Origin of the sequence: Streptomyces subrutilus (assembly GCF_001746425.1) — a bacterium.
Taxonomy (GTDB): Bacteria; Actinomycetota; Actinomycetes; order Streptomycetales; family Streptomycetaceae; genus Streptomyces; species Streptomyces subrutilus_A.
Genome location: NZ_MEHK01000001.1, coordinates 1,865,127 through 1,890,380, shown reverse-complemented (window position 1 = coordinate 1,890,380; position 25,254 = coordinate 1,865,127). Strand labels below are relative to the sequence as shown.

Below are 25,254 nucleotides of genomic sequence, written 5' to 3'. Positions count from 1 at the left end.
GAAGGACCGCGCCCTCGGCGGCGGAAGAGCCCGCCCCCTCGGCGCTACCCCCCGTACGCCCCGCTCGCGGTCAGCCGCAGCGCCGTGTCGATCAGCGGAACGTGGCTGAAGGCCTGCGGGAAGTTCCCCACCTGCCGCTGGAGGCGCGGGTCCCACTCCTCCGCCAGCAGCCCGAGGTCGTTGCGCAGCGACAGCAGCCGCTCGAAGAGCCGGCGCGCCTCGTCCACCCGCCCGATCATCGCCAGGTCGTCGGCCATCCAGAACGAGCACGCGAGGAAGGCCCCCTCGTCACCCTCCAGGCCGTCCACACCGGCCTCGTCGCCCGCCGTCGGGTAGCGCAGGATGAAGCCGTCGGACGTCGACAGCTCGCGCTGGATCGCCTCGATGGTGCCGATGACCCGCTTGTCGTCCGGCGGCAGGAAGCCCATCTGCGGAATCAGCAGCAGGGAGGCGTCCAGCTCCTTCGACCCGTACGACTGGGTGAAGGTGTTGCGCTCCTTGTCGTAGCCCTTCTCGCACACGTCCTGGTGGATCTCGTCGCGCAGCTCGCGCCAGCGCTCCAGCGGGCCGTCCGCGTCCCCGCTCTCGATCAGCTTGATCGTGCGGTCCACGGCCACCCAGGCCATCACCTTCGAGTGCACGAAGTGGCGGCGCGGGCCGCGCACCTCCCAGATGCCCTCGTCGGGCTGGTCCCAGTGGGTCTCCAGGTAGCGGATCAGCTTGAGCTGGAGCAGCGAGGCGTAGTCGCTGCGGGCCAGGCCGGTCATGTGGCCCAGGTGCAGGGCCTCGGTGACCTCGCCGTAGACGTCGAGCTGGAGCTGCCCGGCGGCGCCGTTGCCGACGCGGACCGGGCGGGAGTTCTCGTAGCCCGGCAGCCAGTCCAGCTCGGTCTCGCCGAGCTCCCGCTCTCCCGCGATGCCGTACATGATCTGCAGGTTCTCGGGGTCGCCGGCCACGGCGCGCAGCAGCCACTCGCGCCAGGCGCGGGCCTCCTCGCGGTAGCCGGTGCGCAGCAGCGAGGACAGGGTGATGGCGGCGTCGCGCAGCCAGGTGTAGCGGTAGTCCCAGTTGCGGACCCCGCCGATCTCCTCCGGCAGGGAGGTGGTCGGCGCGGCGACGATCCCGCCGGTGGGGCCGTACGTGAGGGCCTTGAGGGTGATCAGGGAGCGGACCACCGCCTCCCGGTAGGGCCCGTGGTACGTGCACTGCTCGACCCACTCGCGCCAGAACTCGGTGGTGGAGTCCAGTGCCGCCTCGGCGTCGGGGGCCTCCGGCGCGCCGCGGTGCGAGGGCTGCCAGCTGATGCTGAAGGCCATCCGGTCACCGGGCCCGACGGTGAAGTCGGAGTAGGTGGTCAGGTCCTTGCCGTACGTCTGCGCGTCGGTGTCCAGCCACACGGAGTCGGGCCCGGCGACGGCGACCGTGCGCCCGTCGACCTTGTGCACCCAGGGCACGACCCGCCCGTAGCTGAAGCGCATGCGCAGCGCGGAGCTCATCTTGACGCGCCCGCTGACCCCCTCGACGATCCGGATCAGCTGCGGCGCGTGCCCTTCGCGGGGCGGCATGAAGTCGATCACGCGGACGGTGCCGCGCGGGGTCTCCCATTCCGACTCCAGCACCAGCGAGTCGCCGCGGTAGCGGCGGCTGGTGGCCCGCGGCGGCTCGGTGCCGGGCGGGAAGGCGGGGCCGATCCGCCAGAACCCGTGATCCTCGGTGCCGAGAATGCTCGCGAACACGGCATGGGAGTCGAAACGGGGCAGACACAACCAGTCCACTGCCCCGTCCCGGCAGACCAACGCGGCGGTCTGCATGTCCCCGATCAGTGCGTAATCCTCGATGCGCCCGGACACGTTGCATCTCCAGTCGAACGGCCATGTCCGCCCCGAAGGGCGCTTGCATTGCGCGGTTTGCGCGGTCTCCTGTGGGTGGGGATCTCCGCGTCGAGCCCATGATTCCGTATATCGGCTCGGTGGTGCCGTGCGACGGACTGCCCGGCGGTGATGTGTGCGGTATCCGAGCAGGATATGACGGCACCCTAGTGATCTCCTCATTCCGCGGAAGAATGCGACTGGGCCAAACGGGTGACCTGCCGGTACGCCGCCGCGCCGCCCCTCCGCGCCCCGTACGGGACCCCCGCGCCGCGTGGCCGGAGGCAGACGGGCCCGGGCGCTGATAGGCTGGTACCCCGTGGACCGGTGGTCTGCCTGTGCGAATCAGGAGCCCCGAAACCGCAGCTTCGGCGCCCCCTGAGACCCTTCCGGATCGACGGTGGCCGGCGCCGGACGCACCTCACCTCGCGACCACGGGAGCCCCCTCTTGGCGATGCCGCCCAAATCCATGACGACCAAGCACATCTTCGTCACCGGGGGTGTCGCTTCGTCCCTCGGCAAGGGCCTGACGGCCTCCAGCCTGGGTGCGCTGCTGAAGGCGCGCGGCCTGCGGGTCACCATGCAGAAGCTCGACCCGTACCTCAACGTCGACCCCGGCACGATGAACCCGTTCCAGCACGGCGAGGTGTTCGTCACCAACGACGGCGCCGAGACCGACCTGGACATCGGCCACTACGAGCGCTTCCTCGACGTGGACCTCGACGGCTCGGCCAACGTCACCACCGGTCAGGTCTACTCGCAGGTCATCGCCAAGGAGCGGCGCGGCGAGTACCTCGGTGACACCGTGCAGGTCATCCCGCACATCACCAACGAGATCAAGCACCGCATCCGCCGCATGGCGACCGAGGACGTCGACGTCGTCATCACCGAGGTCGGCGGCACGGTCGGCGACATCGAGTCGCTGCCGTTCCTGGAGACCGTCCGCCAGGTCCGCCACGAGGTCGGCCGCGACAACGTCTTCGTCGTGCACATCTCGCTGCTGCCCTACATCGGCCCGTCCGGTGAGCTGAAGACCAAGCCGACCCAGCACTCGGTCGCGGCCCTGCGCAACATCGGCATCCAGCCCGACGCGATCGTGCTGCGCGCCGACCGCGACGTCCCGACGTCCATCAAGCGCAAGATCTCGCTGATGTGCGACGTCGACGAGGCCGCAGTGGTCGCCGCGATCGACGCCAAGTCGATCTACGACATCCCGAAGGTGCTGCACACCGAGGGCCTGGACGCCTACGTCGTGCGCAAGCTCGACCTGCCCTTCCGCGACGTGGACTGGACGGTCTGGGAGGACCTGCTGGACCGCGTCCACAACCCCGACCACGAGGTCAAGGTCGCGCTCGTCGGCAAGTACATCGACCTGCCCGACGCCTACCTGTCGGTGACCGAGGCGCTGCGCGCCGGCGGTTTCGCCAACAAGGCCCGCGTGCAGATCAAGTGGGTCACCTCCGACGACTGCAAGACCCCGGCCGGGGCCGCCGCGGTGCTCGGCGACGTGGACGCGATCTGCGTGCCCGGCGGCTTCGGCGACCGCGGCGTCAACGGCAAGGTCGGCGCGATCACCTACGCCCGCGAGAACAAGATCCCGCTGCTCGGCCTGTGCCTGGGCCTGCAGTGCGTGGTCATCGAGGCCGCGCGCAACCTCGCGGGCATCGAGGACGCGAACTCCACCGAGTTCGACGCCTCCACCCCGCACCCGGTCATCTCGACCATGGAGGAGCAGCTGGCCTTCGTCGAGGGTGCGGGCGACCTGGGCGGCACCATGCGCCTGGGCATGTACCCGGCGAAGCTCGCCGAGGGCTCCATCGTGCGCGAGGTCTACGGCGACCAGGCGTACGTGGACGAGCGCCACCGCCACCGCTACGAGGTCAACAACGCCTACCGCGGCGAGCTGGAGAAGAAGGCGGGCATCGTCTTCTCCGGCACCTCTCCGGACAACAAGCTCGTCGAGTACGTCGAGTACCCGCGCGAGGTGCACCCCTACCTGGTGGCCACCCAGGCCCACCCGGAGCTGCGCTCGCGCCCCACCCGCCCGCACCCGCTGTTCGCGGGTCTGGTCAAGGCGGCCGTGGAGCGGCAGCAGTCCGCGAAGTGATCGCCTGACGGCATAACGTAGACAGCCGGGGTACGGAGTTGCCGTACCCCGGCTGTCGCGCGTTGTGGAGGGTCGGGGCATGAACGTCACGGACACGTCGGAAACCTGGGAGACACTGTCGACCCGGCGACCGTTCCAAGGGGCGAAAACCGCGGTGAACTCCGACGTGGTCCGGATGCCGGACGGGTCGACGGTCCGCCGCGACTACCAGGTGCACCCGGGCTCGGTGTGCGTGCTGGCGCTGGACGAGGAGGGCCGGGTGCTGGTCCTGAGCCAGTACCGGCACCCGGTGCGGCGCCGGCTGTGGGAACTGCCGGCCGGGCTGCTGGACGTGCCGGGGGAGAACCCGCTGCTCGGCGCGGAGCGGGAGCTGTACGAGGAGGCGCACGTCAAGGCCGAGGACTGGCGGGTGCTGGCCGACTTCTACGCCTCGCCGGGCGGGTCGGACGAGGCGGTACGGGTCTTCCTCGCGCGGGGCGTCTCCGACGCCGAGGGCGAGCGGTACTCCGAGACCGGCTCGGAGGAGGCGGACATGGAGGTGGCCTGGGTGCCGCTGGCCGACCTGGTACGGGGCGTCCTGGCGGGCGAGCTGGGCAACGCGGGGCTGGTGACGGGGGTCCTGGCCCTCTCCGCCGCGCTGGCCGGGGAGGGCCTGGACGCCCTGCGCCCGGCCACGGCCCCCTGGCAGGCCCGGCCGTTCGAGGCGTAGGCGCGCGGGAGCCCGGGTTCGGCTCCGCGCCCGGGCAGCCTGCGCTCGGTCCTGGGCCCGTGCCCGGTCCTGGGCTCGCCCTCCGGCCCCGAGCCTGTGCCCGTGCGTCTCGCCGGGCGGGGCCCGTCGGCCCCGCCCGGCGTGCCGGGCCGGGCCCTCTGGACGGAAAAGCGGACCATCCGCTGATCCGATCAGGGGATATGCCCGCCGCGCTCCACCCGGCTCGTCGCTCTGCGTGAACTACGCTCGCAATCCGAAGGCAGGGAGAGGAGCGGATCCGTGACGGATTTCGTCGGGCGGCGGCGTGAGCTCAAGGAGCTGCGCGAGGACATCGCACGGACCGGGCTCGACACCCTCTCGGGCCGCAAGGCCAAGGCCCCCCGCGCCCGCGTGCTGCTGATCGCCGGGCGGCCGGGGTCCGGGCGGACCGCGCTCGCCGAGGCCTTCGTGCGGGAGGTCGCCGACCAGTACCCCGACGGGCTGCTCCGCACCCGGCTGACCGCACCCGGCGGGGAGACCCTGGCCACCGAGCGCGCCGTCCGCGGCCTGCTGGAGGGACTGGGCCGCACCACCCCGCCCGGCGCAGGCGAGGACGAGCTCAGCTCGGCCCTGCGCACCGCGCTCAAGGGGCGCCGGGTGGTCATCCTGGTCGACGACGCCGCCGACCCGCACCAGGTCGACGCCCTCCTGCCGGACACCCCCGAGTGCCTCGTCGTGGTCACCGCGGAGGGTCCCCTCACCGGCATCCCCGACGTGCGGCCCTGCACCCTCGGGGGGCTCGACACGCCCTCCGCCGTGGAGATGCTCGTGCAGCGCATCGGCGACACCCGGGTCAGCGCCGACCCCCGGGCCGCCGAGAGCCTCGCCGAGGAGTGCGGGGGCCAGCCCGCCGCGCTCGCCCTCGTCGGCGGCTGGCTCGCCGCCCACCCCAAGGCCTCCGTCGCCGACGTCGCCAAGCAGCTGCACGACATGCCCGCAGGTGTCGGCGGGCCGCTGGCCCGCGGCCTCCGCCTCGTCTACGAGTCCCTGCCGCAGCCCGCCCAGCGGACCCTGCGGCTGCTGCCGCTGGCCCCCGCCGGGATCGTCGACTCGCACACCGCTTCCGCCCTCGCCGGCTGCTCGGTGGCCGCGGCCCAGTCCACGCTGGACGACTTCGCCGGGCTGGGCCTGCTGCACCACGCCCACAACGGCCTGTTCCTGCTGCCCGGCTGCCTCGCGCCGCTGCTCCAGGCCCTGCTCGAGGCCAAGGAGCGCCCGGCCGAGGTGCAGCTCGCCCGGGCCCGGATGCTGGAGCGCACCGTACGGCTGCTGCACTCCTGCCGGGCCATGGCCGAAACGGACGAGGACGACGGGGTCGGCCTGCGGGAGAAGCTGGACGGGGTGCCGCGCACCCTGCGCTTCCCCGACCGGCGCGCCGCCGCCACCTGGCTGGACACCCGCCTGCCCGCGCTCTCGGCGGCCGCCTCCCTGGCCGTGGCCGACGGGGAGCTGGACACCCTGGCCCGCCGGCTGATCGCCGCGCTCGTCCGGGCCCTCGCCGAGCACCGCGGCACCGCCGGGGCCGCCCCCGAGCTGTACGGGCTGCACCGGCTGGTCCTGGACGTGGCCGAGCGGCGCGCCCTGCACCGGGAGCAGGCTGCCGCACTGCTGAACCTGGCCGACCTGGACGCGGAGACCGGCCGCACCCAGGAGGCACTCGACCGCTACCGGGCCGCGCTGGACGCGGGACGGGCCGCGAACGATCCGTACGCGATCGGCCGCGCGATGGAATCCGTAGGGGGCGCCTACCAGGAGCTGGCGGACTGGCACCGGGCCTCCGACTGGTTCGGCCGGGCGCTCGCCCACGCCCTGGCGCGGGGGGAGCGGACGGACGAGGCCCGGCTGTACGGGCGGCTCGGGAACGTCCACACGTACGCGGGCCGCTACGGGGACGCGCTGCGCAACTGGCGGGCCGCCGCCGCGGGCTACCGGCGGCTGGCCGATGTGCCGGGCCAGGCAAAGGCGTTGAGCGAGATGGCCCGGGTCCAGGAGTACGCCGGCCGGCCCGAGGAATCGCTGCACACCTGCCGGGAGGCGGTGGAGCTGGCGCGCCGTGCCGGGGACCAGCGGCTGCAGGCCGCGCTGCAGGTCCGGCTGGCCGACACGCTCGACCGGCTGGGGGACCCGGCAGCCGCCAGGCTGCACCGGTCCGCGGCCGACAGATTGCTGGGAGACGATCCCGCGGCCTGCGAAATCCGTAGTGGATCCGACTAAGATTATTTGTTTGCAAGGCTAGACACGCGTTCATCCTTCATTAAACTGGCTTCACCACGTCATCCCGTGGTGCATCCCGTTGCGCGTTCTTGTGGGCGGGTATGTATGGAAGTACTCCGTAATTTCCCCTGAGCCAAGGACCGTGATCGACGATGAAGGTCGGCATCCCCCGCGAGGTCAAGAACAACGAGTTCCGGGTCGCCATCACGCCCGCCGGTGTGCATGAGCTGGTCCGCAACGGCCACCAGGTCTTCGTCGAGCAGAACGCCGGTGTCGGCTCCTCGATCACGGACGACGAGTACGTCTCCGCCGGCGCCGAGATCCTCGGCACCGCGGACGAGGTCTGGGCGACCGCTGACCTGCTGCTGAAGGTCAAGGAGCCCATCGCGGAGGAGTACCACCGCCTCCGCAAGGACCAGACCCTCTTCACCTACCTGCACCTGGCGGCCTCCCGCGCGTGCACGGACGCCCTGCTGGAGTCCGGCACCACCGCCATCGCCTACGAGACGGTCGAGCTCGCCAACCGCGCGCTCCCGCTGCTCGCCCCGATGTCCGAGGTCGCGGGCCGGCTGGCCCCGCAGGTCGGCGCCTACCACCTGATGCGCTCGGCCGGCGGCCGCGGCGTGCTCCCGGGCGGCGTCCCCGGCACCCACGCCGGCGAGTGCGTGGTCATCGGCGGCGGCGTCTCCGGCTGGAACGCCGCGCAGATCGCCATCGGCATGGGCTTCCACGTGACCCTGCTCGACCGCGACATCAACAAGCTCCGCGAGGCCGACAAGATCTTCGGCACGAAGATCAAGACGATCGTCTCCAACGCCTACGAGCTGGAGAAGGCCGTCATCGAGGCCGACCTCGTCATCGGCGCGGTGCTGATCCCGGGTGCGAAGGCCCCGAAGCTGGTCACCAACGAGCTCGTCGCCAAGATGAAGCCCGGAAGTGTCCTTGTCGACATTGCGATCGACCAGGGCGGCTGCTTCGAGGACTCCCGTCCGACCACTCACGCCGAGCCGACCTTCCAGGTCCACAACTCGGTCTTCTACTGCGTCGCCAACATGCCGGGCGCGGTGCCGAACACCTCCACCTACGCCCTGACCAACGCCACGCTGCCCTACATCGTGCAGCTCGCGAACCTCGGCTGGGTCGAGGCGCTGCGTCGTGACCCCGCGCTCGCGCTGGGCCTCAACACCCATGACGGCCAGGTCGTATACGGTCCGGTCGCCGAGGCCCACGGCCTCGAGACCCTCGCGCTGAGCACGCTTCTCGGCTGACCCGTCAACGACTGACGTCAATCTCACGTATCCGGCCGGACCTTGCCCGCAAGGTCCGGCCGGACGTGTTCGCCGGGTGCGCCGGAAGGCCGCTCAACTCGCCTCGAACGTAACCCTTTAACCCTTTCGCACACCCGCGAAACTTCGCGGTGACAGCTCGTGCGCCCTTGACAGAGTCGTGTTCGGTTGCCGACACATCGTGCCGGGTCCGGTGGATTGTGTTGCCGCTGAGCGGTGACACGCCATAGAGTCGCCAACCGTCGGCATGGTGCCACGCTGACCTATCGATAAGTGTCCTGGTCACGTCCGAGGAGGTAAGACGACTTGTGAATGAGTCGACATTTGCTCCTGGGGGTGGTCGAGCAGGCGCGCCGGAGCGGGGCCAGAACCCCGCCGGGCTCGAGGCTGTCGGCTCCGTCGCAGTCCGCACCTTCGCAAACCACCAGCACATGACGACGCCCCAAAAGAGCATGGACGGCCTAGACGTGAACTCCAGGGCCGGCGACCTGAGCGGCGAAAAGCCCACTGGTTTCGCCGACTACGACAACGTGCCCGAAGGGCACTTCTACGACCCCGACGCGGAGTACGAACCGGACCCCGAGTACGCGGCCACCCTCGCCCCCGACGCTGCCCGCCAGCGCCGTGAGCGGATCGGCCCGACCGGACGCCCGCTGCCGTACTTCCCCATCCCGGGTCCGCTGACCGACCACGGTCCGGCGAAGATCATCGCGATGTGCAACCAGAAGGGCGGCGTGGGCAAGACCACGTCGACCATCAACCTGGGTGCCGCGCTCGCCGAGTACGGGCGCCGCGTGCTGCTCGTCGACTTCGACCCGCAGGGCGCGCTGTCCGTGGGTCTCGGCGTGAACCCGATGGAACTCGACCTGACGGTCTACAACCTGCTCATGGAGCGGGGCATGTCGGCCGACGAGGTGCTGCTCAAGACCGCGGTCCCCAACATGGACCTGCTGCCGAGCAACATCGACCTGTCCGCTGCCGAAGTGCAGTTGGTCAGCGAGGTCGCGCGCGAGTCGACCCTGCAGCGGGCCCTGAAGCCCCTGATGGCCGACTACGACTACATCGTGATCGACTGTCAGCCCTCGCTCGGTCTGCTGACCGTGAACGCCCTGACGGCGGCCCACAAGGTCATCGTCCCGCTGGAGTGCGAGTTCTTCGCGCTGCGCGGCGTGGCGCTGCTGACCGAGACCATCGAGAAGGTGCAGGAGCGGCTCAACCCCGAGCTGGAGCTCGACGGCATCCTCGCCACGATGTACGACTCCCGTACGGTGCACAGCCGCGAGGTGCTGGCGCGCGTCGTCGAGGCCTTCGACGACCACGTCTACCACACGGTCATCGGTCGCACGGTGCGCTTCCCGGAGACCACGGTCGCCGGTGAGCCCATCACGACGTACGCCTCCAACTCCGTCGGCGCCGCCGCGTATCGCCAGCTCGCCAGGGAGGTGCTCGCCCGGTGTCACGCCGAGTGAGTCTGCCCGGAGCCGACGAACTGTTCCGTACGACCGGCGGGATGGCCCTGCAGTCCTCCTCGCCGAGGCGGGGCGCCGACGAGGCGCCCGCCGCCCAGCACGCGGCCTCCTCGGCCGAGGGCGCGGCGGGGGAGGGCCGGAGCCGGGAGGCCGAGGCCGGCACGGAATCCGTGGTGGGAGCACCCCGGCGGCCGCAGGAAGGTTCTGTCAACGGAACCTCCGCGGCCCCCGGGGCGGGCGGACGCGGCAAGGGCCAGGGCCGGGGCGCGAACCGGCGGCCCAGCGGGCGCGAGCGGCACGACGAGAAGATCACGGTCTACGTCTCCGCCGAGGAGCTCATGGACCTGGAACACGCGCGGCTGGTGCTCCGCGGGGAACACGGCCTGGCGGTCGACCGCGGCCGCATCGTCCGCGAGGCGGTGGCGGTCGTCCTCGCCGACCTTGAATCCCGCGGGGACGCCAGCATCCTGGTCCGCCGCCTCCGAGGCCGCTGACCAACCCCTACGGCCCTCCCGGCCCGGGCCCCGGCTGGGCCGCGCCGCCCACCGGCACCCGCGCCCCGAACACCCCGGCTCGACGACGCCTGGCTCCGCCTCTCCCGGGCCCTGGCGGCGCCCTACCGGCGCGGTGCACCCGGCCGGGACCCGGCTATGCCATGTCGCCCCGACGGCGCCCGCGCTCCGGCTGCCCTGCCCATGCGGCGCCAGGCTCCGCCTCCCGGGCCGGCGGCCTCGCGCGACGCGGTACGCCCGGCTCCGGCTGGGCCACGCCGCCCGGCGCGCCCGCGCCTCGGCCGCCCGGCTCCACGGCGCCAGGCTCCGCCTCCCGGGCCGCCCCCCGTGAAGTGGTACGCCCGGGGCCGGGCCTTCCAGCTGCCCGGGCTGATGCCCGGGCTCCACGGTGCCCGGGTCGGCGGTGCCCGGGTCGGCGGTGCCCGGCGCGGTACAGCGGGCCCGCCCCGCCCCTGGCCACGAGGCCGACGGCTACGGACGCCTGGCCCCCGGTTCCGGCGCGCCCGACTCCGGCCCGGCTCAACCACCCGTCTCGCGTTGCCACGCGCTTCGGCCGCCGGGCCTGGTGTCGCCCGGCGCGGCCACCGGACGGGGCCGCGAGGCAGCCGTTCGGGACACCCGGCTCGCGGCTTCACGGGATACGCCTGCGCAGGCGCGGGACGTCCGGCCGCCGGGACACGCGGTCCGCGGGTCCGGCCGCCCGCTCGCCGCGCGGGGCAGCCGAGGCTTCCCGCCGGGCCTCTGCGGGAAGCCCTCGCGGCGCACGGCTGCGGGCGTCCCGGGCCGGTCCGGCCCGATCGGGGTGTCGCGGCCTAGGGTGGGGGCACGCTTCGGCTCGTCAGCCGCGGCCGCCCGCCTCCGCACGACCCTGGACCGCGATGCCCCTCCCCGCCGAACCCGGCCGTCCCGCCCGCCGACTTCTGGGACGAGGCCCCGGCACGCCGGGAAAGGCCCCCGAGGCGCCCGCTGAGCGTGCCGGGCGGCCCGGACCCGGGGAAGACCCTCAGGGCACCTCCGCAGCCCCTGACGCCCCCACGGAGCGCCGCGACGGCCCTCCGGAGCCCGGGGAGGGCCGGTACGCCGACGGGCCGGGCGGCACTTCCGGGCCCGAGCCGGCCCCCGCCGATGTCCTGGCCGCCTCCCACCCGGCGGGCAACAGTGCGACGGCCACCGTTGCGGGCGCTCCCGCATCCACGAACCCGGCGGGCGACGCCACGGCGGTCACGGCGGCGCGCACTCCCCGAGCCGCGAGCCCCGCCGGCTCCGGCGCGCCGGGCCCGGCCGCGGATGACTCCGAAGCCGCGGGGACTGCCGCGGGCGAAGCTGCGGCCAGGGGCGCTGCCGCATCCGGGAATCCGGGGGGCAGCGGGGTTGCGGTCGTCCCCGCAAGTGCCGCCCCCGCCGGGGGTACGGGCGAGTCCGCGACCGATGGCTTCGCCGCAGGCGACCCGGCCGGCGCACCCGACCCCGCCGGCCCCGCGGGAGGCGACGGGCGGTTCACCCTGCGCCTTGCCAACTTCGAGGGGCCCTTCGATCTGCTGCTGCAGTTGATCTCGCGCCACAAGCTCGACGTCACCGAGGTCGCGCTGTCCAAGGTCACCGATGAGTTCATGGCCCACATCCGGGCCATGGGGCCCGACTGGGACCTCGATCAGACCACCGAGTTCCTCGTCGTCGCCGCCACCCTGCTCGACCTGAAGGCGGCCCGGCTGCTGCCGGCCGCCGAGGTCGAGGACGAGGCCGACCTGGCCCTGCTGGAGGCCCGGGACCTGCTCTTCGCCCGGCTGCTGCAGTACCGGGCGTACAAGCAGATCGCCACGATCTTCGAGGACCGCGCGGAGGCCGAGGGCCGGCGCTACCCCCGTACCGTCGGCCTCGAACCGCACCACGCCGACCTGCTGCCCGAGGTCGTCATCACCATCGGGCCGGAGGGCTTCGCCCGGCTCGCCGTCAAGGCCATGCAGCCCAAGGCCAAGCCGCAGGTGTACGTCGACCACATCCACGCCCCGCTGGTCAGCGTCCGCGAGCAGGCGGCTCTCGTCGTGCGGTTGCTGAAGGCCCGCGGCGAGGCCACCTTCCAGGAGCTCACCGAGGACGCCGGGGACACCCTCACCGTCGTCGCCCGCTTCCTGGCCCTGCTGGAGCTCTACCGCGAGAAGGCGGTGGTCCTGGACCAGGAGGAGGCCCTGAAGACCCTCACCGTGCGCTGGAGCGGCGGGGACGGCGACGGCATGCCGACCGTGACCGACGAGTTCGACCGGATTGTCGAGGCCAAGGAATGAGCAGCGAGGGATGAGCAGTGACGTGGCCGGGCTGGCTTTGAAGCCGGCGCTGGAGGCCGTACTCATGGTCGTGGACGAGCCCGCGACGGAGACGCACCTCGCCAAGGTGCTGGAGCGCACCCCCCGGGAGGTCGCGGACGCCCTGCGCGAGCTCGCCGACGAGTACACGCTCCAGGGGCGCGGCTTCGAACTGCGCCTGGTCGCCGGCGGGTGGCGGTTCTACACCCGGGCGGAGTTCGCCCCGGCCGTCGAGGGCTTCGTCCTGGACGGCCAGCAGGCCCGTCTCACCCAGGCGGCGCTGGAGACCCTGGCGGTCGTCGCGTACCGCCAGCCGGTGAGCCGTTCCCGGGTCTCGGCGGTCCGCGGAGTCAACTGCGACGGGGTCATGCGGACCCTCCTCCAGCGGGGTCTGGTGGAGGAGGCGGGGACGGAACCCGAAACAGGTGCGATCCTGTACAGGACGACGAACCACTTTTTGGAGCGGATGGGCCTGCGCGGCCTGGACGAGCTCCCGGAGCTCGCGCCCTTCCTCCCCGAGGCGGACGCGATCGAAGCCGAGACGCAAGAAGGTGTGCCGTCGTTCGATCCGGACGCACCGGACACTGACGAAGACGACGACAAGACGACGGACATTTGATGCGAAGCAACGGCAACGGCGGCGGCAACAGGAACAGCGGCGGCGGCGGTGGTGGCGGACGCGGTGACTCCCGCGGCGGCAGCTCCTCCGGCGGCGGCTACCGCGGTGGCGGCTCTTCCGGCGGGGGTGGCTCCCGCGGTGGCAGCTCCTCCGGCGGGAGCCACCGCGGCGGCGGCTCCTCCGGCGGCGGCGACTCCCGCGGCGGCAGCTCCTTCGGCGGGGGTGGCTCCCGCGGTGGCAGCTCCTCCGGCGGCGGCTACCGCGGTGGCGGCTCCTCCGGCGGTGGCGACTCCCGCGGCGGCAGCTCCTTCGGCGGGGGTGGCTCCCGCGGTGGCAGCTCCTCCGGCGGCGGCTACCGCGGTGGCGGCTCCGGCGGCGGCTACCAGGGCGGCGGCTACCAGGGCGGCGGCTCCGGCGACCGCGACCGCGACCAGGCTCCCCAGCGCCCCCGCAACCCCCGCCCCGAGGAGCGCCGCTACGACGTGGGCCCCGAGGGCGAGCGCAACGGCCGCAGCGGCCCGAAGGCCGGCGGCGGCGGTGCCCGCGGCGCGGCCGCGCGCGGTGGCGCCAAGGGCGGCCCCAAGCCCTCCAAGACCCCCGGCATCGGCGGGGCCGGCGGCCCGCGCCGCGGCCCGGGCAGCCGCAGCGGCCAGTCCCGTCCGCGCGAGCTGGACGCGCGGATCGAGGAGCGCGTGCGCGACCGGTACGCGGACAAGCCGGTCATCAAGACCCCCAAGACCTTCCCGGGGGCCGAGGAGGAGGGTGAGCGCCTGCAGAAGGTGCTCGCCCGCGCCGGCATGGGTTCGCGCCGCGCCTGCGAGGAACTGATCGAGCAGGCCCGCGTCGAGGTCAACGGCGAGATCGTGCTGGAGCAGGGCCGACGCGTCCAGCCGAAGGACGAGATCAAGGTCGACGGCCTGACCGTCGCGACGCAGTCCTACCTGTTCTTCGCGCTGAACAAGCCGGCCGGCGTCGTCTCCACCATGGAGGACCCGGACGGCCGCCAGTGCCTGGGCGACTACGTCACCAACCGTGAGACGCGTCTCTTCCACGTCGGCCGGCTCGACACCGAGACCGAGGGCATCATCCTGCTCACCAACCACGGCGAGCTGGCCCACCGCCTCACGCACCCGAAGTACGGCGTGAAGAAGACGTACGTCGCGGCGATCACCGGTCCGCTGCCGCGTGAGATCGGCAAGCGGCTCAAGGACGGCATCGAGCTGGAGGACGGGTACGCCCGCGCCGACCACTTCCGCGTCGTCGACCAGGTCGGCAAGAACTACCTGGTCGAGGTCACCCTCCACGAGGGCCGCAAGCACATCGTGCGCCGCATGATGGCCGAGGCCGGCTTCCCGGTCGAGAAGCTCGTCCGCACCTCCTTCGGGCCGATCGAGCTCGGCGACCAGAAGTCCGGCTGGCTGCGCCGCCTGACCAACACCGAGGTCGGCATGCTGATGCGCGAGGTCGGTCTGTAGTACCTCCCGATTCCGGGTCGACGAGCCCGCAGTGCCTTCCGGCGCTGCGGGCTTTTCGCTTGCCCGGCACCCCCCGAGGTGTTTATAGTCAACCAGACTATTAAAGGGAGTGGGGGGCTCGTCATGAGCTGGACCGAGGTACTCGGATTCGCCACTGGTGCCCTGTGCGTGTGGCTCGTGGCCCGCCAGCACATCGCCAACTGGCCGATCGGCATCGCCAACAACGTCTTCTTCATCGTTCTCTTCGCCCAGGCCGGCCTCTACGCCGACGCCGGGCTGCAGATCGTCTTCATCGCCCTCGCCGCGTACGGCTGGTGGTCCTGGACCCACGGGGGTGGACCTGGAACCGCCGAAGCCCTGCCGGTGCGCCGCACCACGCGCACCGAATGGTTCTGGCTGGCCGCGGCGGGGGCGGTGGGGGTGCTCGCCCTCACCCTGCTGCTCAGCCGCGCCACCGACTCCACCGTCCCCTTCTGGGACGCCCTGACGACCGGCCTCTCGCTCGCGGCCACGTACGGCCAGTGCCGCAAGCTCCTCGAGTCCTGGTGGCTGTGGATCGCCGCCGACCTCGTGTACATCCCGCTCTACGCCCACAAGGGCCTCTACCTCACCGCCGCCCTCTACGTCGGCTTCCTCGCGCTCTGCGTGGCAGGGCTGGCCGGCTGGCGCCGGTCGCTGCCCGCGCCGGGCGCCCGTACGACCCTGGGGGCGACGGCGTGAAGCGCTACGGCCACGGGCTGGTGCTCGGCAAGTTCTACCCGCCGCACGCCGGCCACCACCACCTGGTGCGCACCGCCCAGGACCGCTGCGACCGGCTGACCGTACTGGTCTGCGCGGCCTCCGTGGAGTCGGTGCCGCTCGCCGACCGGGTCGCCTGGATGCGCGAGGAGCACCCGGGTGCGGACGTCGTCGGCGCGGTCGACGACATCCCGGTCGACCTGACGGACCCGGCCGTCTGGGAGGCCCACATGGCCGTCTTCCGGGACGCCGTCGGCCGGCCCGTCGACGCCGTCTTCACCTCGGAGGCGTACGGGGCCGAACTCGCGCGGCGGTTCGGCGCCGAGGAGGTCTGCGTGGACCCGGCGCGGACGCTGTTCCCGGTCTCCGGTACGGCCGTACGGGCCGACCCCGCGGGCTGTTGGGACCACCTGGGACCCGCCGTACGGGCCTCCCTGGTCCGGCGGGTCGTCGTACTCGGCGCCGAGTCCACCGGCACGACGACGCTGTCGCGGGCGCTGGCCGAGCACTACCGGCGGCGCGGCGGGGTGTGGGCCGGGACGGGCTGGGTCGCCGAGTACGGGCGCCGCTACAGCGAGGAGAAGCTGGCGGCGGCCCGCGCCGCCGACCCGGCGGCCACCTGGGCGGACATCACCTTCGCCTCGGAGGAGTTCCCGGTCATCGCGCGCCGGCAGGACGCGGAGGAGGAGCGGGCGGCCCGGCTGGGCTCGCCGGTGCTCTTCTGCGACACCGACTCCTTCGCCACCGGCATCTGGCACGAGCGGTACATGGGCGGGCGCAACGAGGAGGTCGAGAAGACCGCCTCCCTGACGCGGCGCGACCTGTACCTGCTGACGGACGACGCGGACGTCCCCTTCGAGGACGACGGACTGCGCGACGGCCCGCACCTGCGGCCCTGGATGACCGGGCGGTTCAGGGCGGAACTGGAACGCACCGGCAGGCGGTTCCTCGTCGTACGGGGCGACCGCGAGCAGCGGCTGGCGGCCGCGGTGGCGGCGGTCGACGAACTGCTCGCCGAGGGCTGGCACTTCGCCGATCCGCTGCCGGAGACCCGATGAGCGGGGCGCTGCCCGCGGGCTACGACCCTCCCCCAGCCTCCGGCCGGGAGGACCCCCGTCCCGCTGCGTTCGCCTTCGTGCCCTTCGCGGTGACCGTCGACCTCGCCGTCTTCACCGTGCGCGGCGGGCGGCTGCACGTCCTGCTGATCCGGCGCGGGCAGCAGCCGTACGAGGGGGACTGGGCGCTCCCCGGCGGTTTCGTCACCCCCCGCGAGTCCGCGGAGAGCGCCGCCCGGCGCGAACTGGCCGAGGAGACCGGGCTGGCGCCGGATCTGGTGGCGGCCCTGCACCTGGAGCAGCTGCGCACCTACAGCGAGCCGGACCGGGACCCTCGGATGCGGGTGGTCTCGGTGGCCTTCACGGCACTGGTCGCCGACCTGCCCGAGCCGGCGGCGGAGGGCGGCGGGGACGCGGCGCACGCCCGCTGGGTGCCCGTGCCCGAGGTCGGGCCGCTCGCCTTCGACCACGCCGTGATCCTGGCGGACGCCCGGGAGCGGGTCGGCTCGAAGCTCGAGTACACCTGCCTGGCCACCGCCTTCTGCCCGCCCCAGTTCACCCTGGGCGAGCTCCAGGCCGTCTACGAGACGGTCTGGGACACCGCCCTGGACCGCCCCAACTTCCGCCGCAAGGTCCTGGCCACGCCCGGCTTCGTCGAGGCCGTACCGGGAGCCGCCCGGCTCACCGGAGGCCGCGGCAAACCGGCCGCGCTGTACCGGCCGGGACCCGCGACCGCCCTGCACCCGCCCCTGCTCCGCCCCTCGGAAGGACGCACACCATGACGACGACCCCGAAACGCGCGGCGACCGGCGCGATGATCGGCCTCGCGCTGGGGGACGCCCTGGGCTTCCCCACCGAGTTCAACGACGTGCCGTCGATCCTCGCCAAGACCGGCCCGTGGCGCGGGATGGAGCTGCCCCGGCCGGCCATCGTCACGGACGACACCCAGATGACGCTCGCCCTGGCGCGGGGCATACGGACCGCGGCCGACCGGGGCCGGGTGGGCCCGCTGCGGCTCGCCCGCCCGGTCCGGGAGGAGTTCGTCGACTGGTACCACTCCCCGGAGAACAACCGGGCCCCGGGCAACACCTGCCTGCGGGCCTGCTCGCTGCTGGACCACCCCGAGCGGGACTGGCGGGACGCCAGCCAGCTCGGCTCCAAGGGCTGCGGCGCGAACATGCGGGTGGTGCCGGTGGGGCTGGTGCCCGGCTGGACCGAGGAGGAGCGGGCGGGCGCCGCGCAGCTCCAGTCGGCGCTGACCCACGGCCACCCGACGGCCCTCGCCGCCTCCGACCTGACCGCGCGGGCCGTGTACCTGCTCGCGCAGGGCACCGAGGTGACGGGCCTGGTCGGACGGCTGCGCTCGTACGCCCTGGAGAACCGCACCCGCTACCACGAGCGCTGGCTCGGCGACCTCTGGACGCGGACGGCCTGCGACGCCTCGCCGGAGTCCTTCATCGCCCGGGGCTGGGACGAGTGCCTGGCCGTCCTCGACCGCCTCGCCGCGGCCCTGCGCACCCCGTCCCCGGAGACGGACCCCTGCCTGACCACGGGCGAGGGCTGGATCGCGGAGGAGGCCCTCGCCACGGCCCTGCAGTGCTTTCTGCTCTTCCCGCAGGAACCCCTCCTGGCCCTGCGCCGAGCCGCCTGCACGGCGGGCGACTCGGACTCCCTCGCCTGCCTGGCCGGCGCCTTCGCGGGCGCCCACCTCGGCGCGGACGTCTGGCCCCGCGACTGGGAGGGCCGCATCGAGTACCGCGACGAACTGCTGGCCTTCGGCGCGCTCTGGGACTAGGCCGACGCGCGGCGGGTGCGGACGAGGAAGTCCTGCACGCGGGCGTGGTCCGGGCTTTCGGGCAGACGGGTCGTGGTCAGGGCCGCGTCCGTCTCGGAGGTCAGGCGGGACATCCAGGTGTCGACCTCGGCCCAGGTGAGCTCGCCGCGGCGGACCGCCAGGAGGCGGTCGCGGTGGGGGCCCGCGTCGAGGTTCAGGCGGCCCGTGCGCAGCAGGTCGCGGCAGGACAGGAGCAGGCGCAGCAGGTGCATGGCGTGCTTCCAGCGCGGGGCGCCGTGGACGCGGACGTCCGCGAGGAGTTTGCCGTGCTGGGAGGCCGCGTACCGGCTGAAGCTGGTGTGGGCCCGGCGGGAGAGGAAGGCCTCGCGGAGGGAGAGCAGTTCCTCGCCGACCGGGGTGACCTGCTCGACCAGCGGCGAGTGGAGGCACTCCAGGATGTTCGGATTGGCGCGCAGGGCCAGCTCGCAGAAGCGCTCCAGCTCCCACGAGAACTCCTCGTCCCGCGGGCCCTCCACGTGCGTGGGGGGCTTCTCGAAGCGCCAGAACAGCGGCGTCGGGGCGAGGTAGACACCGCGCCGGTCGGTGTCGCTCGCCTCCGTCGCCAGCCCGAACGCCCGGGAGCCCATCACGCACTGGTAGACCGTGTGGTCCCGTACCAGGGTCAGTTCGTCCATCCGGGGAGCCTAGGGGCGGCCCCCGCCGCTAGGCGAGCGAGATACCGCCGTCCGCCGCGACCTCGATCTTCTTCTCCGGCAGCGGGCGGGTGGCCGGGCCCTTGGTCGGCGCTCCGTCCGCGGCCTCGAACGTGCTCATGTGGCAGGGGCAGACGATGGTGTTGTCCTCCACCTTGTTCACGAGGCAGCCCTGGTGGGTGCAGACCGCCGAGAAGCAGCGGAAGTTTCCGGCGGTGGGCTGGGTGATCACCAGCTTCTCGTCCTTGAGGATCTTGCCGCCGCCCACCGGCACCTCGGCCGCCTTGGCGATGACCTTCTCGGCGCCGGCGGGCTCCTGGGAGGCGGCCGGCCGGGACGCGGACGGGGCGGGCGCGGTCGCCGCCCCGTTCGCGGGCGTCGTCCCGCCGTCACCGCCGCCGCACGCGGTGAGCGCGCCGCCCGCCAGGGCGGCCGCGCCGGTCGTCAGTACCGTACGCCGGGCGGTGTGCGTGGGGTCGCTCATGGTTTCTCCTCGCTTCGTGGCCGGATCGGCGAGAGCATCCTGGCCTGCGGCGGGCCTCAGAAGAAGCCTGCCGCGCCGTTTCGGTGGCCCGGGTCCCAAGGTGCCAGTGAGACAGGACTGCCGGGTGTGCGTACGACTTCCCACACGCGGACCACGGCCTCCCGGTTCAACGGGCCGTGCACGTGCGGGTAGCGGCCGCCGGATTCGCCCTCGCGGCGGACCTCGGCGGTCAGGGCATCTTCGTCGAGTTCCACCACCAGCAGGATCCCCGGCACCGCCTGGTAGTGCGCTTCGGCGATCGCGAGCGCGGTGGGCCGGTCGGCCGAGCAGTGCACGAAACCCTCCGAGTCGAGCGAGGGCGGGGCGTACGGCCGCCCGGGTGCGGCGGTCCAGTCGGTGAGCGGGACGAGGTGGAAGATCATGCCGATCGTTCTACCCCAGGGGTCGCAAGCGTGTGCGCCAAGTGGCGGCCATGTCCGGCTTGGGTGACATTGTCCGTGTCTCGAAGCCGGGTACGCCGCTTTCGTGCGGCCCGGTCCCTCAGCGAAAGGCAGGACCATGGCGGGTAACGACCTCGGCTCCCTTCTCGGCGGCATTCTCGGCGGCGGCCGGAGCGGCGGTGCCGGCGGCGGAAGCAGCGTCCTCGGCTCGCTGCTCGGCGCACTCACGGGCGGCGGCGGAGCGGGCGGTGCGCAGGCGCCCGGAGGCGCCGCGAACAACCCGCTCGCCGGCCTGCTGGAGATGCTCACCAAGTCCGGCCTCGTCGACCAGGCGCAGTCCTGGGTCGGCACCGGCCAGAACCAGCCGGTCAGCGCCGACCAGATCAAGGAGGCGCTGCCGGACGGCACGCTGCGGAAGGTCGCCGAGCAGGCGGGCGTCACCCCGGACGCCGCCGCGGCCGAGATCGCGCAGACGCTGCCCACGGCGGTCGACAAGCTGACGCCGAACGGCTCGGTGCCGTCCGGCTCGCTGGAGGACATCATCAAGGCCCAGCAGCTCTGACGCGGTTGCCCGCCCGGGCCCGGCCGCCGTCCCACTGGACGGGCGCCGGGCCCTCGCGCCGTCCGGGCTGGCTACCCTGGCCCGACAGCCCGTCACCTCGCCGAAGTCAACCCTGGAGTGCCTCGTGAGAACCGCCGTCGTCATCGGAACCGGACTGATCGGCACCTCCGCGGCGCTCGCGCTGACCGCCCGCGGGATCACCGTCCACCTCGTCGACCACGACCCGGCCCAGGCCCACACCGCGGCCGCCCTCGGGGCGGGCACGGACGAGGCCCCGGAGGGCAGGGTCGACCTGGCGGTCGTCGCCGTGCCCCCGGCCCACGTGGCGGCGACGCTGGCCGACGCGATCGGCCGGGGCGCGGCGCGCGCGTACGTGGACGTGGCCAGCGTCAAGGGTGGGCCGCGCCGGGAGCTGGAGGCGCTCGGCGTGGACGTGACGGACTACATCGGCACGCACCCGATGGCGGGCAAGGAGCGGTCCGGGCCGCTGGCCGCCACCGCCGACCTCTTCGAGGGCCGCCCCTGGGTGCTGACCCCGACCCGGGACACGGACCACGAGGTGCTGAACCTGGCCCTGGAACTGGTGTCGCTGTGCCGGGCCGTACCCGTGGTCATGGACGCGGACGCGCACGACCGGGCCGTGGCGCTCGTCTCGCACACCCCGCAGCTGGTGTCGAGCATGGTCGCCGCGCGGCTGGAGGAGGCCGACGAGACGGCGGTGCGGCTGTGCGGGCAGGGCATACGGGACGTCACCCGGATCGCGGCCTCCGACCCGCGGATGTGGGTGGAGATCCTGTCGGCGAACCCGGGGCCCGTCGCCGACGTCCTGGCCGGGATCGCGGCCGACCTGGAGGAGACCGTCGAGGCGCTGCGGGGGCTCCAGTCGGCCGACGTGGAGAAGCGGCGGGGCGGGGCCGCGGGGATCGAGGACGTGCTGCGGCGCGGGAACGCGGGGCGGGTGCGGGTGCCGGGCAAGCACGGCGCGGCGCCGACGCCGTACGAGACGGTGGCCGTGCTGATCTCCGACCAGCCGGGTGAGCTGGCGCGGATCTTCGCGGACGCGGGGCGGGCGGGGGTCAACATCGAGGACGTGCGGATCGAGCACGCGACGGGCCAGCAGGCCGGGCTGGTGCAGCTGATGGTCGAGCCGCGGGCCGTGGCCGGCCTGACGGCCGAGCTGCGGGAGCGCGGCTGGGCGCTGCGGCAGCAGTAGCCGCCCCCGGGCCGAGCCCCAGCCCGGGGCTCCGCCCCGCACCCCGTGGCTGTGCCGGGCGGGGGTCACGGATCGGGGCTCCGCCCCGCACCCCGCGCCTCAAACGCCGGCGGGGCCGGGGTGCGGACGGGGCTGGTTGTGCCGGGCGGGACTGGGTTGCCGGGCGGGGCTGAGTGGCAGGGGGCCCCGGGGTGCTCGGGCCGGGTCGAAGGGGGTGGTGGTGTCTGGTGGAGGCGGGGGCCGGGAAGGCGGGGCCGGGGGGTCTCGGGGCCCGGTAACCTGGAGGAGGGGCGTTTTCGTGCGCCCGGACACGTACGCGCAACCAGGAAGGTGCCCGCACCGTGGAAACCGCAGCTCCGGCAGCCGTGATCGTCGCCATCGACGGTCCCTCCGGCACGGGCAAGTCCAGCACCTCCAAGGCCGTGGCCGCCAAGCTCGGGCTGCGCTACCTCGACACCGGCGCCCAGTACCGGGCCATCACCTGGTGGATGATCAGCAACGGCGTCGACACCGACGACCCGCACGCCATCGCCGTCGCCGCGGGCAAGCCGTCGATCGTCTCCGGCACCGACCCAGCCGCGCCCACGATCACCGTGGACGGGCTGGACGCCGCCGGCCCGGTCCGCACCCACGAGGTCACCTCCAAGGTCAGCGCCGTCAGCGCGGTCCCCGAGGTGCGCACCCTCATCACCGAGCTGCAGCGCTCCATCGCCGAGCAGGCCGCCGCGGAGGCCGACGGCATCGTCGTCGAGGGCCGCGACATCGGCACCACCGTGCTGCCCGACGCGGACATCAAGATCTTCCTGACCGCCTCCGCCGAGGCCCGCGCCGCCCGCCGCAGCGGTGAGCTCCGCGGCAAGGACGCCGCCGACCTCGCGGCCACCAAGGCCGCGCTGATCAAGCGCGACGCCGCGGACTCCGGCCGCAAGACCTCCCCGCTGGCCAAGGCCGGCGACGCCGTCGAGGTGGACACCACCGAGCTCACGCTCGAGCAGGTCATCGAGTGCATCGTGACCCTGGTCGAGGAGAAGCGGGCGGGCCGCAAGTGAGCGAAGCGCCCTCCCTCAAGGGTGCGGCGGTCGGCAGGCGCATCGGCATCGGGCTCATGTACGGGCTGTGGAAGCCCCGCGTGCTCGGCGCCTGGAAGGTGCCCGCCTCCGGCCCCGTCATCCTCGCCGTGAACCACTCGCACAACATAGACGGCCCGATGGTCATGGGCACCGCCCCCCGGCCCCTGCACTTCCTGATCAAGAAGGAAGCGTACGTCGGCCCGCTCGGCCCCTTCCTCGAAGGGATCGGGCAGGTAAAGGTCGACCGCACCGGCGCCGACCGGACGGCGATCACCCGCGCCCTCGGCGTGCTCGACAATGGAGGGGCCCTCGGCATCTTCCCCGAGGGCACCCGGGGCGAGGGCGACTTCGCCTCGCTGCGCGCCGGTCTCGCGTACTTCGCGGTCCGCAGCGGCGCGCCCGTCGTCCCGGTGGCCGTGCTCGGCAGCGGCGACACCAAGGGCCGGCTCGTCAAGGGCCTGCCCGCCCTCAAGAGCCGGGTCGACGTCGTGTTCGGCTCGGCCTTCGACGCCGGGGACGGCAGTGGCCGCCGTACCCGTACCGCGCTGGACGAGGCCACCGTACGCATCCAGGACCGGCTGACCGCCCACCTGGCCGACGCCAAGCGCCTGACCGGGCGCTGAGCGAGACTTGACCTAGTAGTGGAACCGCGCTGCGCGGGTACCACCGATCACCACGAACGACGAGGAACGGACTTCATGAACGACCAGCACGACCACGGAGCACTTGGCGATGCCGAGTACGCGGAGTTCATGGAGCTCGCCGCGGAAGAGGGCTTCGACATCGAGGACGTCGAAGGTGCCCTCGAGGAGGCCGCCGCCGGCCCCCTCCCCGTCCTCGCCGTCGTCGGCCGGCCGAATGTCGGCAAGTCGACCCTGGTGAACCGCATCATCGGCCGCCGCGAGGCGGTCGTCGAGGACAAGCCCGGCGTCACCCGCGACCGCGTCACGTACGAGGCCGAGTGGGCCGGCCGCCGCTTCAAGGTCGTCGACACCGGCGGCTGGGAGCAGGACGTCCTCGGCATCGACGCCTCCGTCGCCGCCCAGGCCGAGTACGCCATCGAGGCCGCCGACGCCGTCGTCTTCGTCGTCGACGCCAAGGTCGGCGCCACCGACACCGACGAGGCCGTCGTCCGCCTGCTGCGCAAGGCCGGCAAGCCCGTCGTGCTGTGCGCCAACAAGGTCGACGGCCAGAGCGGCGAGTCCGACGCGGCCTCCCTGTGGTCCCTGGGCCTCGGCATGCCGCACCCGGTCTCCTCCCTGCACGGGCGCGGCACCGGCGACATGCTGGACGCGGTGCTGGAAGCCCTGCCGGAAGCCCCCGAGCAGACCTTCGGCGGCGCCGCCCCCGGCGGTCCGCGCCGCATCGCGCTGATCGGCCGGCCGAACGTGGGCAAGTCCTCGCTGCTCAACAAGGTCGCGAAGGAGGACCGTGTCGTCGTCAACGAGCTGGCCGGCACCACCCGCGACCCGGTCGACGAGCTGATCGAGCTCGGCGGCATCACCTGGAAGTTCGTCGACACCGCCGGCATCCGCAAGAAGGTGCACCTCCAGCAGGGCGCCGACTACTACGCCTCCCTGCGCACGGCCGCCGCCGTCGAGAAGGCGGAGGTCGCGGTCATCCTGATCGACACCACCGAGACGATCAGCGTCCAGGACCAGCGCATCATCACCATGGCCGTCGAGGCGGGCCGCGCGATCGTGATCGCGTACAACAAGTGGGACGAGCTCGACGAGGAGCGCCGCTACTACCTCGAGCGCGAGATCGAGACCGAGATGCAGCAGGTCTCCTGGGCGCCGCGGGTGAACGTCTCGGCGCTCACCGGCCGCCACATGGAGAAGCTGGTCCCGGCGATCGAGACCGCCCTCGCGGGCTGGGAGACGCGCATCCCCACCGGCCGGCTGAACGCCTTCCTCGGCGAGGTCGTCGCGGCCCACCCGCACCCGATCCGCGGCGGCAAGCAGCCCCGCATCCTGTTCGGCACCCAGGCGGGCAGCAAGCCGCCGCGGTTCGTCCTCTTCGCCTCCGGCTTCCTGGAGCACGGCTACCGGCGCTTCATCGAGCGCCGGCTGCGCGAGGAGTTCGGCTTCGAGGGCACCCCGATCCACATCTCGGTGCGGGTGCGCGAGAAGCGCGGCGCCCAGTACAAGAAGAAGAAGTAGTACGGGCGGTACGGAGTCCCGGGGTCAGTAGCCCCGGCGCGGAGCGGGCGGCAGGGCCGCCGGGATGGGCGTCATCCCGGTCTGGCGCGGCCGCCCGTCGGCGTATCCGGAGCCGCCGGCGTAGGAGTAAGCGGGCTGCGGCTGCGCCACGTACGTGGGCTGCCATTCGGTCCGCTGCCACGAGGGGCCGGTCCAGCCGCTGTCGTACGAGCCGCCCGTGCCGGTGTGCCCGCCCCCGTACGAGAAGGCCGTGAACCCGAGGTCCTCCTCGCCCGTACGGTCGCCCGGCAGCGCCCGGAAGGCACGCAGGTACTCCGAGTACAGGGCGTCGTAGATCGGGGTGTGCGAGACGGGGCTCGTACGGGACGGGGCGCGGGAGGAGTCGTATGGATGCACGTATCAGCCAACGAAACGGGCGCCCTGCGGATGCGGGGTGGCGGGCGGA

The 25,254-nt window shown here is 73.1% G+C and carries 23 protein-coding genes; 18 read left to right on the top strand and 5 right to left on the bottom strand.

Annotated elements, in window-relative coordinates; genetic code table 11:
• Window positions 1-44: 44 nt before the first annotated feature.
• Window positions 45-1,850, bottom strand: a complete 1,806-nt coding sequence (locus tag BGK67_RS09520; protein WP_208948673.1) for a glycoside hydrolase family 15 protein — start codon at window positions 1,848-1,850, stop codon at window positions 45-47.
• Window positions 1,851-2,322: 472 nt separating this feature from the next.
• Here BGK67_RS09520 and BGK67_RS09515 point away from each other — a divergent pair, with 472 nt between their 5' ends.
• From BGK67_RS09515 to BGK67_RS09455, 13 genes are all read left to right on the top strand, one after another.
• Window positions 2,323-3,975, top strand: coding sequence for a CTP synthase (locus BGK67_RS09515; RefSeq protein WP_069919671.1), 1,653 nt, complete (start codon window positions 2,323-2,325; stop codon window positions 3,973-3,975).
• 79 nt (window positions 3,976-4,054) lie between these two features.
• A complete protein-coding gene (locus BGK67_RS09510) occupies window positions 4,055-4,684 on the top strand; it encodes an NUDIX domain-containing protein (protein WP_069919670.1) in 630 nt (209 codons plus the stop codon).
• Window positions 4,685-4,963: 279 nt separating this feature from the next.
• Window positions 4,964-6,937 (top strand): tetratricopeptide repeat protein, encoded by a 1,974-nt coding sequence (locus BGK67_RS09505; protein ID WP_244291181.1) that lies wholly within the window; start codon window positions 4,964-4,966, stop codon window positions 6,935-6,937.
• Between the two features lie 152 nt (window positions 6,938-7,089).
• Window positions 7,090-8,205, top strand: coding sequence for an alanine dehydrogenase (ald, locus tag BGK67_RS09500; protein WP_069919668.1), 1,116 nt, complete (start codon window positions 7,090-7,092; stop codon window positions 8,203-8,205).
• A 449-nt stretch (window positions 8,206-8,654) separates the two neighbouring features.
• Window positions 8,655-9,692 (top strand): ParA family protein, encoded by a 1,038-nt coding sequence (locus BGK67_RS09495; protein WP_362398297.1) that lies wholly within the window; start codon window positions 8,655-8,657, stop codon window positions 9,690-9,692.
• Entirely contained in the window at window positions 9,677-10,186 is a 510-nt protein-coding gene (locus tag BGK67_RS09490) for a hypothetical protein (RefSeq protein ID WP_079154104.1), read from the top strand. Before BGK67_RS09495 ends, BGK67_RS09490 begins: the two co-directional genes overlap by 16 nt.
• Before the next feature lie 896 nt (window positions 10,187-11,082).
• Window positions 11,083-12,486, top strand: coding sequence for a segregation and condensation protein A (locus BGK67_RS09485; protein WP_069919665.1), 1,404 nt, complete (start codon window positions 11,083-11,085; stop codon window positions 12,484-12,486).
• A gap of 10 nt (window positions 12,487-12,496) precedes the next feature.
• Complete coding sequence (gene scpB, locus BGK67_RS09480) at window positions 12,497-13,123, top strand: SMC-Scp complex subunit ScpB (RefSeq protein ID WP_069919664.1); 627 nt, start codon at window positions 12,497-12,499, stop codon at window positions 13,121-13,123.
• Entirely contained in the window at window positions 13,123-14,598 is a 1,476-nt protein-coding gene (locus BGK67_RS09475) for a pseudouridine synthase (protein ID WP_069919663.1), read from the top strand. Before scpB ends, BGK67_RS09475 begins: the two co-directional genes overlap by 1 nt.
• Window positions 14,599-14,721: 123 nt before the next feature.
• A complete protein-coding gene (gene pnuC / locus BGK67_RS09470; protein WP_079154103.1) occupies window positions 14,722-15,318 on the top strand; it encodes a nicotinamide riboside transporter PnuC in 597 nt (198 codons plus the stop codon).
• The gene (locus BGK67_RS09465) at window positions 15,315-16,394 is read left to right on the top strand and encodes an AAA family ATPase (protein ID WP_069919661.1); all 1,080 of its coding nucleotides are present in this window, start codon (window positions 15,315-15,317) and stop codon (window positions 16,392-16,394) included. The genes pnuC and BGK67_RS09465 overlap by 4 nt, the downstream gene beginning before the upstream one ends.
• A complete protein-coding gene (locus BGK67_RS09460; protein WP_079154102.1) occupies window positions 16,391-17,173 on the top strand; it encodes an NUDIX hydrolase in 783 nt (260 codons plus the stop codon). Before BGK67_RS09465 ends, BGK67_RS09460 begins: the two co-directional genes overlap by 4 nt.
• Window positions 17,170-18,186 (top strand): ADP-ribosylglycohydrolase family protein, encoded by a 1,017-nt coding sequence (locus tag BGK67_RS09455; RefSeq protein ID WP_069919660.1) that lies wholly within the window; start codon window positions 17,170-17,172, stop codon window positions 18,184-18,186. Before BGK67_RS09460 ends, BGK67_RS09455 begins: the two co-directional genes overlap by 4 nt.
• Here the strand turns inward: BGK67_RS09455 and BGK67_RS09450 are convergent.
• Genes BGK67_RS09450 through BGK67_RS09440 form a run of 3 tightly spaced genes read right to left on the bottom strand, consistent with a single transcriptional unit; the run spans window position 18,183 to window position 19,784 of the window.
• Window positions 18,183-18,860: a nucleotidyltransferase domain-containing protein gene (locus tag BGK67_RS09450; protein WP_069919659.1), complete on the bottom strand. Its 678-nt coding sequence runs from the start codon at window positions 18,858-18,860 to the stop codon at window positions 18,183-18,185. The genes BGK67_RS09455 and BGK67_RS09450 overlap by 4 nt on opposite strands.
• 28 nt (window positions 18,861-18,888) lie before the next feature.
• On the bottom strand, window positions 18,889-19,362 hold the full coding sequence (locus BGK67_RS09445; protein WP_069919658.1) for a Rieske (2Fe-2S) protein: 474 nt from the start codon (window positions 19,360-19,362) through the stop codon (window positions 18,889-18,891).
• Window positions 19,363-19,418: 56 nt separating this feature from the next.
• Entirely contained in the window at window positions 19,419-19,784 is a 366-nt protein-coding gene (locus BGK67_RS09440) for a DUF952 domain-containing protein (RefSeq protein WP_069919657.1), read from the bottom strand.
• A gap of 136 nt (window positions 19,785-19,920) precedes the next feature.
• Between BGK67_RS09440 and BGK67_RS09435 the strand changes: the two genes are divergently transcribed.
• From BGK67_RS09435 to der, 5 genes are all read left to right on the top strand, one after another.
• Entirely contained in the window at window positions 19,921-20,364 is a 444-nt protein-coding gene (locus BGK67_RS09435) for a YidB family protein (RefSeq protein ID WP_069919656.1), read from the top strand.
• A 124-nt stretch (window positions 20,365-20,488) separates the two neighbouring features.
• Window positions 20,489-21,577 carry a prephenate dehydrogenase gene (locus tag BGK67_RS09430; RefSeq protein ID WP_069919655.1) on the top strand — a complete coding sequence of 363 codons (1,089 nt, stop codon included), beginning with the start codon at window positions 20,489-20,491 and terminating at the stop codon, window positions 21,575-21,577.
• Window positions 21,578-21,918: 341 nt separating this feature from the next.
• Complete coding sequence (gene cmk, locus BGK67_RS09425) at window positions 21,919-22,626, top strand: (d)CMP kinase (protein WP_069919654.1); 708 nt, start codon at window positions 21,919-21,921, stop codon at window positions 22,624-22,626.
• 56 nt (window positions 22,627-22,682) lie between these two features.
• A complete protein-coding gene (locus BGK67_RS09420) occupies window positions 22,683-23,270 on the top strand; it encodes a lysophospholipid acyltransferase family protein (RefSeq protein WP_244291445.1) in 588 nt (195 codons plus the stop codon).
• Between the two features lie 75 nt (window positions 23,271-23,345).
• Window positions 23,346-24,809 (top strand): ribosome biogenesis GTPase Der, encoded by a 1,464-nt coding sequence (gene der, locus BGK67_RS09415; RefSeq protein ID WP_069919652.1) that lies wholly within the window; start codon window positions 23,346-23,348, stop codon window positions 24,807-24,809.
• Between the two features lie 24 nt (window positions 24,810-24,833).
• On the opposite strand, the gene BGK67_RS09410 is transcribed toward der, so the two are convergent.
• Entirely contained in the window at window positions 24,834-25,205 is a 372-nt protein-coding gene (locus tag BGK67_RS09410) for a hypothetical protein (protein ID WP_069919651.1), read from the bottom strand.
• Between the last annotated feature and the right edge of the window lie 49 nt (window positions 25,206-25,254).

Bases quoted from the DNA above. Each gene is read 5' to 3' on its own strand.
- BGK67_RS09455 (WP_069919660.1), top strand. From the start codon at position 17,170: ATGACGACGACCCCGAAACGCGCGGCGACCGGCGCGATGATCGGCCTC.
- BGK67_RS09485 (WP_069919665.1), top strand. From the start codon at position 11,083: ATGCCCCTCCCCGCCGAACCCGGCCGTCCCGCCCGCCGACTTCTGGGA.
- der (WP_069919652.1), top strand. From the start codon at position 23,346: ATGAACGACCAGCACGACCACGGAGCACTTGGCGATGCCGAGTACGCG.
- BGK67_RS09475 (WP_069919663.1), top strand. From the start codon at position 13,123: ATGCGAAGCAACGGCAACGGCGGCGGCAACAGGAACAGCGGCGGCGGC.
- BGK67_RS09515 (WP_069919671.1), top strand. From the start codon at position 2,323: ATGCCGCCCAAATCCATGACGACCAAGCACATCTTCGTCACCGGGGGT.
- BGK67_RS09460 (WP_079154102.1), top strand. From the start codon at position 16,391: ATGAGCGGGGCGCTGCCCGCGGGCTACGACCCTCCCCCAGCCTCCGGC.
- scpB (WP_069919664.1), top strand. From the start codon at position 12,497: ATGAGCAGTGACGTGGCCGGGCTGGCTTTGAAGCCGGCGCTGGAGGCC.
- BGK67_RS09420 (WP_244291445.1), top strand. From the start codon at position 22,683: ATGTACGGGCTGTGGAAGCCCCGCGTGCTCGGCGCCTGGAAGGTGCCC.
- BGK67_RS09435 (WP_069919656.1), top strand. From the start codon at position 19,921: ATGGCGGGTAACGACCTCGGCTCCCTTCTCGGCGGCATTCTCGGCGGC.
- BGK67_RS09510 (WP_069919670.1), top strand. From the start codon at position 4,055: ATGAACGTCACGGACACGTCGGAAACCTGGGAGACACTGTCGACCCGG.
- BGK67_RS09440 (WP_069919657.1), bottom strand. From the start codon at position 19,784: ATGATCTTCCACCTCGTCCCGCTCACCGACTGGACCGCCGCACCCGGG.
- ald (WP_069919668.1), top strand. From the start codon at position 7,090: ATGAAGGTCGGCATCCCCCGCGAGGTCAAGAACAACGAGTTCCGGGTC.
- BGK67_RS09450 (WP_069919659.1), bottom strand. From the start codon at position 18,860: ATGGACGAACTGACCCTGGTACGGGACCACACGGTCTACCAGTGCGTG.
- BGK67_RS09495 (WP_362398297.1), top strand. From the start codon at position 8,655: ATGACGACGCCCCAAAAGAGCATGGACGGCCTAGACGTGAACTCCAGG.
- pnuC (WP_079154103.1), top strand. From the start codon at position 14,722: ATGAGCTGGACCGAGGTACTCGGATTCGCCACTGGTGCCCTGTGCGTG.
- BGK67_RS09445 (WP_069919658.1), bottom strand. From the start codon at position 19,362: ATGAGCGACCCCACGCACACCGCCCGGCGTACGGTACTGACGACCGGC.